This window comes from Janthinobacterium agaricidamnosum NBRC 102515 = DSM 9628 (genome assembly GCF_000723165.1).
Lineage (GTDB): Bacteria > Pseudomonadota > Gammaproteobacteria > Burkholderiales > Burkholderiaceae_D > Janthinobacterium > Janthinobacterium agaricidamnosum.
In genome coordinates, this window is the sequence record NZ_HG322949.1 from 1,606,518 (window position 1) to 1,621,024 (window position 14,507).

General features: G+C 62.1%; 5 protein-coding genes. All 5 read left to right on the forward strand.

Annotated features, from left to right (window positions below; genetic code table 11):
* Nucleotides 1-98 precede the first annotated feature (98 nt).
* The 5 genes from GJA_RS06835 (at nucleotide 99) to GJA_RS06860 (ending at nucleotide 14,354) form a co-directional block, all read left to right on the forward strand.
* Complete coding sequence (locus GJA_RS06835) at nucleotides 99-1,472, forward strand: YDG domain-containing protein (RefSeq protein WP_479686741.1); 1,374 nt, start codon at nucleotides 99-101, stop codon at nucleotides 1,470-1,472.
* Between the two features lie 404 nt (nucleotides 1,473-1,876).
* Complete coding sequence (locus GJA_RS06840; RefSeq protein ID WP_038490265.1) at nucleotides 1,877-9,037, forward strand: YDG domain-containing protein; 7,161 nt, start codon at nucleotides 1,877-1,879, stop codon at nucleotides 9,035-9,037.
* A gap of 49 nt (nucleotides 9,038-9,086) precedes the next feature.
* The gene (locus tag GJA_RS06845) at nucleotides 9,087-9,905 is read left to right on the forward strand and encodes a sulfotransferase family protein (protein WP_038490268.1); all 819 of its coding nucleotides are present in this window, start codon (nucleotides 9,087-9,089) and stop codon (nucleotides 9,903-9,905) included.
* Between the two features lie 524 nt (nucleotides 9,906-10,429).
* Nucleotides 10,430-11,899 (forward strand): glycoside hydrolase family 19 protein, encoded by a 1,470-nt coding sequence (locus tag GJA_RS28490; RefSeq protein WP_277914395.1) that lies wholly within the window; start codon nucleotides 10,430-10,432, stop codon nucleotides 11,897-11,899.
* Nucleotides 11,900-12,005: 106 nt separating this feature from the next.
* Nucleotides 12,006-14,354, forward strand: coding sequence for a chitinase C-terminal domain-containing protein (locus GJA_RS06860; RefSeq protein ID WP_242404470.1), 2,349 nt, complete (start codon nucleotides 12,006-12,008; stop codon nucleotides 14,352-14,354).
* Nucleotides 14,355-14,507 lie beyond the last annotated feature (153 nt).

The window sequence follows — 14,507 nt, forward strand, 5'->3', positions numbered from 1 at the left end:
ACAAGAACGCGGCCAGCGGCAAGACGGTCACCGTCAGCGGCACCACGCTGGTCGATAGCGTCAATGATTTGGCCAGCAACTATACGGTCAGCAACCCGATGGGCTTGAGCGCCAGCATCACGCCAAAAGCCTTGACGCTGACCGGTACCCTGGTCTCGAATAAAGTCTACGACGGCAACAACATCGCACACCTTTCCGGCGGCACGCTGAACGGCCTGGTCGGTTCCGAAACGCTGGGCATCGCCGGTCAGACGGCGCTGTTCAGCGACAAGAACGCGGCCAACGCCAAGACCGTCACTGTCAGCGGCACCACGCTGGTCGATAGTGCGAATGGCCTGGCCGGCAATTACACGGTCGGCGACCCGACCGGCTTGACGGCCAGTATCACCCGCGCGACGATCGCCAGCGTGGCTGGCATCGTGGCCGTCAACAAGGTGTATGACGGCAGCACGGCGGCGACCTTGAACACGTCCGGCGCCACGTTTGCCGGCAAGGTGGCCGGCGACGAGCTGGGCGTGACCGGCGCCGGCGGCGCATTCAGCGACAAGAACGTGGGCAACGGCAAGACCGTCAATCTCAGCGGCATTGCCTTGAGCGGCGCCGACGCCGGCAATTATGTGCTGGCCAGCGGCAATGCCAGCACTACCGCCGCTATCACGCCGGCCACGCTGACGGTCAGCGCCAGCGGTATCAACAAGGTGTACGACGCCGGCACGGCGGCCACCGTCAATCTGCGCGATAACCGCATCGGCAACGATGTGTTCAGCATCGGCAGCGGCAGCGCGAACTTCAGCGACAAGAATGCCGGCGTCGGCAAGACGGTGACCGTCAACGGCATCAGCATCAGCGGCGCCGACGCCGGCAATTACATTGTCAACACGACGGCCAGCACCACGGCGTCGATCGCGCAGGCGGCGCTGACGGTAAAGGTCGATGATGCCCAGAAAAACCAGGGCAGCGCCAATCCGCCGTTCAGCGCCAGTTACAACGGCTTGCTGGGCGGCGATACGCTGACCGCCGAAGTAAGCGGCAACCTGGTCTTCAATACCCCGGCCACCACCGGTTCGGCGGCCGGCAATTACGTGGTGTCGGCCAGCGGCCAGTCGTCGAACAACTATGCGCTGGGCTATGTCGACGGCGTGTTGAAGGTCAATCCGGCCACATCCTTGCCGCCGGTGGCCGTGCCGCCGGCGCCGCTGCAAAGCGCGGTGGCCAATGTGATCGCGATGGCGACCGTGGCGCCGTCGCAAGGCAATATGGTGCCGTCGGAAATATCGATCGGCGATGCGCCGACGGCGGCGCTGGTCGCGGCGGCGCCGGCCGACAAGGTCAATCCGCTGCCGGTGGTGCAACTGAATGGCAGCGTGGCGACGAATCTATTGCCGGGACTCAAGCTCAGCGTCATCGACCGCGGTTTGCTGTTGCCGGTGGAAGCGTCCGTCAGCTTCGGCAATGGCGGCGGCCGCGAGTAAAGAGCTGGTCCGGAACTGATCGCGACAGGGAGCGCCGCCGTATGGCGGCGCTCTTTTCAACGCCACATGACCGGCCTGCATGCGCTGCCGCGTTTCATCCCGGCTTTCGAAGCGATAGCTGACACTGCTGGAAATGTTGTCAGTGTCAAATTAGTCGCATCAGGAAAATTATTCATTCTTAATAATAGTGGCCGGGGCTGCGGTGTGTCGCCGCCATGTCGAATCAAGCGGGCCCAGAAGCGTAAGTAGGACACTGCAGAAATACAAGGAAGAAAAGACGTTTTTTTCTGTGGTTTTTATCGAAAAGTGAGACGCCGGACCCAGCCTTGCCGCGCAATATTCTTATAATTAAAGAACTTGATATTGATAATTATCAATGTCAATTTCTTGCCCGGAGGCGTCTCATGAACCGCATCTACCGCTCCATCTGGAACCAGTCCACCGGCGCGTATACCGCCGTGTCCGAAAACGTCAGGAGCGCCGGCAAGCGCTCGTTGCCGGGTTGCACTGGCGGCGGCGCGCGGTTCGCGCTGACAACCCTGGCGGCGGCCATGATGCTGGGCTTCGGCTCGCTGGCGCTGGCCGGGCCGGGCGGCGGCACGGTGGTGGCGGGCGCGGCCAACATCGGCGGCACGCCCGGCAATATGGTGATCCGGCAGGGCAGCCAGCATGCGGTGATCAACTGGGCCACGTTCAATATCGGCCACGGCGAAGCGGTGACGTTTCAGCAGCCGAACAGCAATGCGGTGGCGCTGAACCGGGTGCTGGGCAGCGATGGTACTCGCATCCGGGGCAATCTGTCGGCCAACGGCAAGGTGTTTATCGTCAACCCGAACGGCATCCTGTTCGGCCAGGGCGCGTCGGTCAACACGGCCGGGCTGGTGGCCTCGACGCTGGATATTTCCAACAGCGATTTCATGTCGGGCAAGTATCAATTCAGCGGCGCCGGTACGGGCAAGGTCTTGAACCAGGGCAGCATCAGCGCGCCGGGCGGCTATGTCGCCTTGCTGGGCGCGCATGTGTCGAACGAAGGAACGATCAGCGCGCGGCTCGGTTCGGTGGTCCTGGCGGCCGGCAAGGCAATCACGCTGGACGTGGCCGGCGATGGCTTGCTCAACGTGGCCATCAACGAGGGCGCCGTCGGCGCGCTGGTCACTAACGGCGGCTTGATCCAGGCCGACGGCGGCAGCGTGCTGCTGAGTGCGCAGGCGGCCGGCGACTTGCTGAAAACCGTGGTCAACAATACCGGCGTGATCGAGGCGCACAGCATCGCCGCCCGCAACGGCACCATCAAATTGCTGGGCGACATGCAGTCGGGCACGGTGAACGCCGGCGGCACGCTGGACGCCAGCGCGCCCGATAGCGGCCACGGCGGTTTCATCGATACCTCGGCCAGACAGGTCAGGATCGATGAAGGCATCCGCGTGACCAGCGCCGCCGCGAAGGGACTGGCCGGCACCTGGCTGATCGATCCTGCCGATTTTAATATCGCGGCCAGCGGCGGCGACATCAGCGGCGCGCTATTGTCGCGCACGCTGATGAACGGCAACGTCAATATCTTGAGCACCATGGGCGCTTCGGGTACGCAGGGCAATATCAACGTCAACGATACGGTAGCCTGGTCAGCCCACAAGCTGACGCTGAATGCGCAAAACAATATCAACATCAATCGGGCGATGCTCGGTTCCGGCAGCGCCAGCCTGGCGCTGGAGTACGGCCAAGGCAGCGCCTTGGGAGCTGGCAGCGCCTACCATGTCGCGGCGCCGGTGAATCTGCCAGCGGGAAATAATTTCAGCACCAAACAGGGCAGCGGCGGTGCGCTCGTCGCTTATACGGTGCTCAATAGCCTGGGCGCGGCCGGCAGTGTCAGTCAAACCGATTTGCAGGGTGTTAATGGCGGCCTGGCCGGAAATTATGTGCTGGGCAGCGATATCGACGCCAGCAGCACCGCAGGCTGGAATGGCGGCGCCGGTTTTACGCCGCTGGGCGCCGCGCCCGGGGCGCCGTTTACTGGCCGGTTCGACGGCCTGGGCCATGTCATCAACGGCTTGACGATGAACCGGGTCGAACTGGACACCGGCCTGTTCGGCACCATCGGTGCGGCCGGCGTGGTGCGCAATCTGGGCTTGACCGGCGGCAGCATCGAGCTGACGGGCGAACTATCCGGCATCTATCCGTACCCGTTCAGCGTGGCGCCGCTGGCGGCGGTCAACCATGGCTTGATCGATAACAGCCATGCCAGCGTGCCTGTCACCAGCAGCAATTATGCGCAAACCGCCGGCCTGGTCGGCTTGAATGCGGGCACCATCAGCAATAGCAGCGCAAGCGGCAATGTGACGGATAGCAATTACGCGGGCGCCGGCGGGCTGGTGTCGCTGAATAGCGCGACTGGCATCATCCAGAACAGTTTCGCCAGCGGCAATGTCAGCGTGGTCAATTCCGCCGCCGGCGGGCTGGTGATGCGCAACGAAGGCAGCATCGGCAACAGCTATGCCAACGGCAATATCAGCGGCACTTCCGGCGCCGGCGCCGGCGGCCTGGTCGGGCAGAATGTCGGCGGCAGCATCAGCAACAGCTACGCCACCGGCGACGTGGCCGGCGACAATACGCTGGGCGGCCTGGTCGGCTCGAACGACAACCTGTCCAGCATCAGCAACAGTTATGCGACGGGCAGCGTGGTCGGCAGCGGCTCCACCATCGGCGGCCTGGCCGGCGCCAACCAGGGCACTGCCAGCAATGTGTATGCGACCGGCGCGGTGACGGGCTTCGGCAATGTCGGTGGCCTGGTCGGCGGCAACAGCGGCGCACTGGCGAATGGCTATGCGAGCGGCAAGGTGACTGCCAGCAATGCCGGCGGCGGCGTGATCGGCCTGCATAGCGGCGGCGCGGTGGCCAATCTGTATTTCAACAGCAGCATTAATAACCTGCTGTCGGGCAAGGGCAATCAAACCGGCGGCAGCGGCAGCGCCAGCGGATTGAGCACCAGCCAGATGACCACCGCGTCGAACTATGCCGGCCTGAACTTCAGCAGCACGCCCGGCGCGCCCGGCAATGCGTGGGTGCTGGTCAATGCCAGCGGCGGCGGCATCAACAATGCCGGCGGTGGCGGCGGCACTTATCCGATGCTGGCGTCGGAATATTCGACGACGATCGGCAATGCGCACCAGTTGCAATTGATGGCGATGGACCTGGGCCCCAGCGCCGTGTACACGCTGGGCCGCAATATCGACGCCGGCAAGACCGTGGGCACTGGCGACGTGTGGTTCGGCTCCTTCATTCCACTCGGCGCCAGCCTCGGCATCAATTATCTTGGCAGCCTGGACGGGCAGGGCCATGTCATCAGCGGCTTGAACGTTAACTTGCCAGGCAACACGCAAGTCGGCTTGTTCGGCGTGATCGGCGGGTCCGGCAAGGTCGTCAATCTCGGGCTCGATGGCGGCAGTGTGCGCGGGCAATTCGAAGTCGGCGCCATCGCCGGACGCAACCAGGGTGCGATCAGCAATAGTTTTTCGACCGCGGCGGTGCAGGGCGACACCACCGTGGGCGGCCTGGTCGGCTTTAATTCCCTGGGCAGCGTCAGCAATGCCTACGCCAGCGGCCCGGTAGCCGCGGTCAACGGAGAAACCGGCGGCCTGGTCGGCAAGAGCCAGGCTGGCGCCATCAGCAACAGTTTTGCCAACGGCGCCGTCAGCAGTACCAGCGGCACCACCGGCGGCCTGCTTGCCAGCAGTAGCGGCGATACCATCAGCGGCAGTTTTTGGGATATCAACGGCACCGGCCGCGCCACCAGCGCGATCGGCCCCGGCCAGTACAGCCCCAGCGGCGGCCTGTTCACGGCCGTCACCAGGACGCTGGCCATTTACGCCGGCGCGGGTTGGGATTTGACCGGCTCGTGGGTGGTCTACGACGGTGTCAGCGCGCCGTTGCTGCGTAGTTTCATGACGCAATACACGGTGCTGGCCAATAGCGACAGCAAGACGTATGACGGCCTGGCGTACAGCGGCAATAGCGGCTTTGTCGTATCCGGCGTGGCCGACGGCCGCATCAGCGGTTCGGTAACGGTGGCGGGTTCGGCGCAGGGCGCGGTCAACGCCGGCGATTATGCGCTGCGGCCCGGCGGGCTGGTATCGAGCGGCGGCCAGCTGGGCGGCTATTCGATCAATTACATCGACGGCGCGTTGACGGTGAACCGGGCGCTGCTCAGCGTCAGCGGCGCCAGCGCCGACAATAAGATCTATGACGGCTTGCTGGGCGCGCAGATCAGCAATGCCGTGTTCAGCGGCTTGGTCGCCGGCGATGCCGGCCTGGTCAACCTGACGTCCAGCTTCGCCAGCAAGAATGCCGGCAACGGCATCGCTGTCACGGTCGGCCTGGACGGCGCATCGGCCGGCAATTACACGCTGGCCCCGGTGACCGGCCTGAGCGCGAATATCACGCCGAAGGCGCTGAGCATCAGCGGCCTGGCAGCCGGCAACAAGGTATATGACGGCAGCGGTACGACCAGCTTGTCCGGGGGTACATTGAATGGATTGGTGGCCGGTGAAACCCTGGCTTTCTCGGCCAGCGGCGCATTTGCCGACCCCAACGCCGGCATCGCGAAAACCGTGACGGTCAGCGGCGCAACGCTGGCCGACGGCAGCGGCCTGGCCAGCAATTACACGGTCGGCAACCCGACCGGCCTGACGGCCGATATCACGCCGAAGGGGCTGACGATCAGCGGCATGAGCGCCGCCGCCAAAGTCTATGACGGCTTGCTGCATGCCAGCTTGTCGGGCGGTACGCTGGTCGGCCTGGTCAATGGCGAAACCCTGTCTTTCAGCAATCAAAGCGGCGTGTTCAGCGACCAGAATGCAGGCATGGCGAAAGCGGTGACGGTCAGCGGCACCACGCTGGCCGATGGCAGCGGTTTGGCCAGCAATTACACGGTCAGCGATCCGACCGGCCTGAGCGCGGATATCACGCCGAAGGCGTTGACGGTCAGCGGCCTGGGCGCGGCCAGCAAAGTGTATGACGGCTTGCTGAATGCCAGCTTGTCGGGCGGCACGCTGCTTGGCCTGGTGAATGGCGAAACCTTGTCCATCACCAAGCAAAGCGGCGCCTTCAGCGACCAGAATGCCGGGATCGGCAAGGCGGTCACGGTCAGCGGCACCACGCTGGCCGATGGCACCGGTTTAGCCAGCAACTACACGGTCAGCGATCCGACCGGCCTGACGGCCGATATCATACCGAAGGCGCTGACCATCGTTGGCGTTACGGCTGGAAATAAAATTTACGACGGCAACATGAGCGCCAGCTTGTCGGGCGGCACGCTGAGCGGTTTTGTCGGCTCGGAAACCGTCGGCTTGTCCGGCTTGAGCGGCGCGTTCAGCGACAAGCATGCGGGGGCCGGCAAGGCCGTCACCGTCACGGGCGCGATGTTGACCGACGGCACTGGCCTGGCCAGCAATTACACGGTCGGCAATCCAGCCGGCTTGACGGCCGATATCGGCAAGGCGACCATCACCGGCGTATCCGGCATCAGCGCCGGCAACAAGGTGTATGACGGCACTGCAGCCGCCAGCCTGGAGACGGCCGGCGCCTTATTTGCGGGCCTGGTCGGCGGCGACGATGTGCTGGTGGCGCATGCCAGCGGCGTGTTCAGCGACCAGAATGCCGGCGCCGGCAAGACCGTCGCGATCAGCGGCCTGGCGCTGGGCGGCGCCGACGCCGGCAATTACAGCCTGGCCAGCGGCACGGCCAGCGCCACGGCCGACATCACGCCCAGGGCCTTGACGCTGACGGGTATCACGGCTGGTAATAAAGTCTACGATGGCAATACCAAGGCCAGCCTGTCGGGCGGCACCTTGAACGGCCTGGTCGGTTCCGAAACCCTGGGCGTGACAGGCTTGTCGGCGGCCTTCGCCGACAAAAACGCCGCCCATGGCATCGCCGTGACGGTCAGCGGCGCCACGCTGGCCGATGGCAGCGGCCTGGCCAGCAATTACAGCATCGGCAATCCGGCCGGCTTGACGGCGGATATCACGCCGAAGGCCTTGACGCTGGCCGGCGTGCAAGCGGCCGACAAAGTGTATGACGGCACTACTGCCGCCAGCCTGTCCGGCGGTTCCCTGATCGGCTTGGTTGGCGGCGAAACGCTGGGCATCGCTGGCCAAGCCGGGACGTTCAGCGACAAGCAGGCGGGCAGCGGAAAAACCGTGCTTGTCAGCGGCACCACCTTGCTCGATGGTACTGGCCTGGCCAGCAATTACACGGTCAGCGATCCGCTCGGCTTGACGGCCAGCATCGGCCGCGCGACGATAAGCAGCGTGTCCGGCATCACGGCCGGCGACAAGGTGTATGACAGCACGACCTTGGCGGCCTTGAACACTGCCGGCGCCTCGTTCAACGGCATGCTGGCCGGCGATCAGTTGAGCGTGGCTGGCGCCGGCGGCCTGTTCAGCGACAAGAACGTCGGCAGCGGCAAGACCGTCGCGATCAGCGGCATCGCGCTGGGCGGCGCCGACGCCGGCAATTACCTGCTGGCCAGCGACACGGCCAGTAGCAGCGCCACGATCGCGGCGGCGACGCTGACCGCCAGCGCCAGCGGCATCGACAAGGTGTACGACGGCGGCACTAAGGCCAGCGTGACCTTGGGCGATAACCGGCTGGCCGGCGACGTGCTGACCGTCAGCAATAGCGGCGCGCAGTTCAGCGACAAGAACGTCGCCAGCGGCAAGGCGGTGACCGTCAGCGGCATCAGCCTGAGCGGCGCCGATGCGGGCAACTATATCGTCAACGACACGGCCGGCACCAGCGCCAGCATCACGCCGGCCACGCTGACGGTCAGTGCCAGCGGCATCGACAAGGTGTACGACGCCGGCACGGCGGCCAGCGTCACCCTGCGCGACAACCGCATCGGCAATGACGTGCTCAGCATCAGCAGCGGCAGCGTGAACTTCAGCGACAAGAATGCCGGCGTCGGCAAGACGGTGACCGTCAACGGCATCAGCATCAGCGGCGCCGACGCCGGCAATTACACCGTCAACACGACGGCCAGCACCAGCGCCTCGATTACGCCGGCGCTGCTGACGGTGAAGGTCAATAATGCCGAGAAAGACCAGGGCGGCATCAATCCGGCGTTCAGCGTCAGTTACAACGGCTTGCTGGGCGCCGATACGGTGGCATCCGAAGTCAGCGGCGATCTGCGCTTCAATACGCCGGCCGGGGCCGGTTCGGTGATCGGCAATTACCTGGTATCGGCGGCGGGCCATGCATCGAACAATTATGCGCTGAATTATGTCGACGGCGTGTTGACGGTCAATCCGACCGTCGCCTTGCAAAGCGCGGTGGCGAATGTGATCGGCGTCACGGCAGTGGTGCCGGCGCAAGGAAATATGGTAGCCTCGGATGTGGCTGTCGGTCTCGACGCCAGCGATAACAAAGGGGAGGCGCGCACCGTCAAGCCGCTGATCCAGGCCAGCGGCGCGCTGGCCAGCTATGCGGTGCCGGGCTTGAACCTGACGGTGATCGACCGTGGCATGAATGTGCCGGCCGAGGCCAGGGCGGCGTCCGCGGCTGACGATTAACATTAACTGCAGGAGCGCGCTTGATTTTATTTTTTGAAGGAATGTTTCGATGACGCCTCATTTCATCGGCGTCGCCGGTTTGCCGCGCGCCGGTTCGACCTTGCTGTGCCAGTTGCTGGCGCAGCATCCGGAATTGCATAGCGAAGGCAATAGCTCGCCGCTGTGCAATGCCTTGCTGGCGATGCGCCGCAGCATCAGCGACGACCAGTTTTTCCTGTCCCAGCTCGACACCTCCTTTGACGCCAGTTATGGCCACCTGGCCAGCGCGATGCGCGGCTTCTTGCGCGGCTGGTACCAGGATTGCGGCAAGCAAGGCGTGGTCGACAAGAATCGCGCCTGGCTGCATGCGGTCGAATTGCTGCTGCAACTGGCGCCGGAAGCGAAGCTGGTGGTGTGCCTGCGCGAACTGGGCCAGGTGTATGGCTCGATCGAGGCGCAGCACCAGCGCACCATCTTGATCGACTTTGCCGACCATCTGGCCGATTACGACCGCATGGGCAGGGCCGACATGCTGTTCGCCAAGGATCGCGCCATCGGCGCGCCGCTGAGCTCCTTGCAAGCGGTGCTGGACTTGCCGCAGGAGGTACAGAAAAAGTTGTATTTTGTGCGCTTCGAAGATTTGATCGAACAGCCGGTGGCCTGCATGTCGCATGTGTATGCATGGCTGGGACTGGCGCCGTGCGAGATCGATATCCAGCAATTGCAAGTAGGCATACCGGAAAGCGATAGCCATTACCGCATGAAATATACCCATCGCCAATCCGAACGCATCGTCAAACCGCGACCCCATGCGATACCGCCGCGCATCCAGGCCCAGATCGAAAGCGCCTACGCGTGGTACTACGATTTGTACTATCCGAAAAAGTAATAAGCTAGTACGCTGGCCGCGCCAGATGGCGCCGCCTGAATGATACCAATCATATAAAAATGGCGAATTGGTATTGCGTTATTTTTTTTGATGCGATTCTTGTTTAAATTCATTTTTACTTGCTAACTTTGTGCTGTATTTCCAAGATGGGCCTTTTCTGCTATCCCTCCCAGACTCCCCGTTAATACCGTTATTCCTGATATATTCAATTTAAAATCAACGATTTGCCATCATTTTCCGCGAAAGGGGATCATCTTTGCGCGGCGCCCCCGGCATCTGTCCGCACACCATCCAGTGGGATCGACGCAGGCTTTTTTTCCTGAAAAACAGCTCGTTTTAATTTTGGCTTGCACAAATTGGTATTGAATAATTGCTTTTATATAAAAACCACTTGACTACCAATTGTCGCAGTCGCATTCTCTGTTCGGAAGCCGCTGCGATCACGGGCTTTCTTTGCGTACAACATTAAAAAAGCTACTCAGATAGTTTTTAGTAGCGCTTACAGGGAGCTCCAATTGAAAAAAATGCAGAATAAAAAGCTGTTAATTGGCCTGATGGCAGGCCTGGTGGGCGGCGCACTTGCCGCTTGTGGCGGCGGTTCCTCTTCCACGGAAACGCCGTCGTCGTTGCTGGCGCAAAGCGCGGTCAACGAGGTGTGTCCGGCCTGGAGCGCGACCCCGGCCTACACCGCGGGCCAATGCGTGACTTACCAGGGCAATGTCTACCGGGCCAAATGGTGGGTGCAAGGCCAGGCGCCGAGCGCCGATCAATGGGGACCGTGGACACTGGAATCGAGTACGCCAACCCCGACTCCGACACCTACTCCAACGCCGACACCCACTCCGACCCCGACACCCACTCCAACGCCCACCCCGACACCCACCCCAACGCCAACCCCGGGCGTGCCAACCAAGGCCCAGGCCGAAGCCACCGAAGCCGCATTGACGAATACCGATTTCTTCCGCACCGTCAAAGCGTCGGTGCGTACCTTGCCGAACGCTAGCGTCGAAGCCGTGCAGCCTAGCCTGGCCAATAACCCGGCCAACGTCAAGCGGGTAGAGCGCTTGATGCCGTCGTCGAAATGGGATTTTTATTTCGCCGACCGCGACGCCAGTTATACCTACCCGCGCTTCTTGCAGGCGGTGGCGAAATTCCCGGCGCTGTGCGGCGATTACAGCGACGGCCGCAACGCCGATGCGATTTGCCGCCACACGCTGGCGACCATGTTTGCCCATTTTGGACAGGAAACCGGCGGCCACGATGCCAGCAGGCCGATCCCGCAATGGCGCCAGGGTTTGAAATACCTGCGCGAACTGGGGTGCGACGACAACGGCACCGCCTGCGGCTACAACGCCGAATGCGCCGATCCGGTGTTCAACAAGGTTTGGACTTGCGGCAAGAATGCCGATGGCAGCTTCAAGAAATACTTCGGCCGCGGCGCCAAGCAACTGTCGTACAACTACAATTACGGCCCATTCTCGCAAGCGATGAACAATGGCGACCAGTCGGTCTTGCTGAAGAATCCGGACCTGGTGGCGTCGACCTGGCTGAACCTGGCGTCGGCCACGTTCTTCTTTGTTTATCCGCAACCGCCAAAACCATCGATGCTGCACGTGCTCGACGGTACCTGGGTGCCTAACCAGGCCGACAAGACGGCGGGCGCCGGCAATAACTTTGCCACCACCATCATGATCATCAATGCCGAGTGCGGCCAGGGTACCGAAAAACTGGCGGCGCAAAACCGCATCGATTATTACAAGCAGTTCGCCGCCGACCTGGGCTGGGATTACAGCAAGGAGCAATTGTCCTGCGCCACCATGAAACCTTTCACCGCAGCCAGCTCGGCTTCCTTCAATATTTATTGGGAAATGAACTGGAATACCGGCGGCGAAAACCAATGCCAATTGGTTGGTTATCAAACCCCGTACAGCGCATTAACGCCAGGTAATTATGTGAAATGCGTGGAAGACAAGTGGAATGTGAAGTTGAAGTAAGCAGCAAGTAGCAGGTGCCCGGATCGGATTCCACTCCGGGCACCTGATTTTGTCAGAGGAGAAGCAAGTCCCAGGCGTCAGAAACTTAACACTCATGGAGACCGACTTGAAAACCAAACACAATGCTTTGTTGATGGCCCTGCTAGGCGGCGTACTTGCCGCTTGCGGCGGCAGCCAGGAGGCGCCAGCCGGCGCATCGACCAGTTTGCTGGCCGCCGCGGCCGCCAGTTGCACGGTGTGGGATGCAGCCCAGGTGTACACCGCCGGTCAATGCGTCACCTATCAAGGCGTGGAATATACCGCCAAATGGTGGACCCAGGGAACCGTACCCAATTCCGCCGATCAATGGGGACCGTGGCAGCCTTCCGCCGTGACGCCAACGCCAACGCCAACGCCAACGCCAACGCCAACGCCGACGCCGACCCCGACCCCGACCCCGACGCCAACGCCAACGCCAACGCCAACGCCAACGCCAACGCCAACGCCGTGCCGTCCGGATGGTTTGATTTCGAGCGTCGCCAATGTCCCGTATTGCAAGGTGTATGACGCCAACGGCCGCGAAAAACTGGCCAACGGCTTGAACCGCCGCATCGTCGGCTACTTCGCCAGCTGGCGCACCGGCGCCGATGGCAGTCCGACCTACCTGGTCAACAACCTGCCGTGGGACAAGCTGACCCATATCAACTATGCGTTCGCCACCGTCGATACCGCCACGTCCAGGATCGCCATCGGCAGCGGCCCCACCAATCCGGACACCGGCCTGACCTGGCCGAATGTGCCGGCCGCCGCGATGGACCCGGCGCTGCCGTACCAAGGCCATTTCAACTTGCTGGCCCAACACAAGAAGAAATATCCGGGCGTCAAGATGATGATTTCCGTCGGCGGCTGGGCTGGCAGCACCGGGTTTTATACCGCCACCACCAATGCCAATGGCACGGTGAATATGGCGGGCATCAATACCCTGGCCGACTCGATGGTCGCATTCCTGCATCAATACACCTTCTTCGACGGCATCGATGTCGATTACGAACACCCGACCACCAATAATGCGGCCGGCAATCCGAACGACTTTTCCTTGTCCGCGCCGCGCCTGTCAGGCTTGATGACCAGCTATAACGTGCTGTTGAAAGTGCTGCGTCAAAAGCTGGACGAAGCGGCGGTGCAAGACAATAAATATTATTTGCTGACCATCGCCGGATCGGCTTCGGCCTGGGTCTTGCGCGGCGAAGAGAATATGTCGGGGCTGCAATATCTGGATTACGCCAGCCTGATGTCATACGACTTGCATGGCGCATGGAACCAGTATGTCGGGCCGAACGCGCCGTTGTTTGACGATGGTAACGATGCCGAATTGAAAGCCGGCTCCGCCTACCAATACCAGAACATCGGCTACCTGAACACCGACTGGGCTTACCGTTATTATCGCGGTGCGCTGCAGGCAGGGCGCATCAATATCGGCGTGCCGTTTTACACCCGTGGCTGGAAAGACGTGACTGGCGGCACCAATGGTTTGTGGGGCAGCACCGCGCTGACCAGCTCGACCGTCCAGTGCGCCGGCGTGCCGACCTGCGGCAAGGGCGCGACCGGCATCGACAATGTGTGGTTCGACCGCGATAGCCAGGGCAACCCGGTGGCGGGCGGCGGCAATCCGATCTGGCATGCGCTGAACTTGCAGAACGCTATCGTGCCGAGTTACCTGAGCGCGTATCAAGTCACCGACAATACGCTGGTCGGCACGTACGCGCCGTTCTACAGCAGCACGATGGTGGCGCCATGGTTGTGGAACGCTACCAAAAAAGTGTTCCTGTCGACTGAAACCACACAATCGATCGCCGCCAAGGCGCAATACATCATCAATAATAATATTGGCGGCGTGATGATCTGGGAAATGGCCGGCGACTACGCCTGGGACGCCACGCGCAATGGCGGCCGCGGCGAATATTTCATGGGCTACACGTTGACCAACACGATTTACGACGCGTTCAAGACGGCTGGCCCGTACGGCAACAAACGCGCCGAAATCGCCATGCCGGGCAGCACCGCGAAAGTGGCCATCTCGCTGGGATCGTGGGCCATGGGCGACAATAGCTTCCCGATCAATCCGGTGATGACGGTGAAAAACAATTCGGCGACGACCTTGCCGGGCGGTAGCGTGATCGAGTTCGATTATCCGGTGTCGGCGCCATCCGACATGACTGACCAGTCGGGTTTCGGCCTGAGCATCATCAATGCCGGTTACAGCGGGCCGAACAACATCGGCGGTTTTACCAAAAACTACAACCGGGCGCGCTTTGCGATTCCCGCCTGGCAATCGGTGGCGCCGGGCGCATCGGTGGCGCTGACCTTGAATTACCGGCTGCCGATTTCCGGGCCGGCCAATTACACGGTCACGGTCGGCGGCGTGAAGTATGCGTTGACGCAGGAATATCCGGAGTTGCCGGTAGGCTTGCCATGAGGTAGGCCGGATTAGCGCCTGGCGCGTAATTCGACCAGCCCGCCGACAAGCCGGTGGCGGCTACACATATGCCGCCCACTTAGCATAAAAAAAGCGGAGCACGCAGCTCCGCTTTTTTGCGCTGGGGATTATCCCATCCTCAGTTCATCAAAA

Excerpts from the sequence above, each read along its gene's own strand:
- GJA_RS06845 (WP_038490268.1), top strand. The coding sequence starts at position 9,087 with ATGACGCCTCATTTCATCGGCGTCGCCGGTTTGCCGCGCGCCGGTTCG.
- GJA_RS06840 (WP_038490265.1), top strand. The coding sequence starts at position 1,877 with ATGAACCGCATCTACCGCTCCATCTGGAACCAGTCCACCGGCGCGTAT.
- GJA_RS28490 (WP_277914395.1), top strand. The coding sequence starts at position 10,430 with ATGCAGAATAAAAAGCTGTTAATTGGCCTGATGGCAGGCCTGGTGGGC.
- GJA_RS06835 (WP_479686741.1), top strand. The coding sequence starts at position 99 with ATGGGCTTGAGCGCCAGCATCACGCCAAAAGCCTTGACGCTGACCGGT.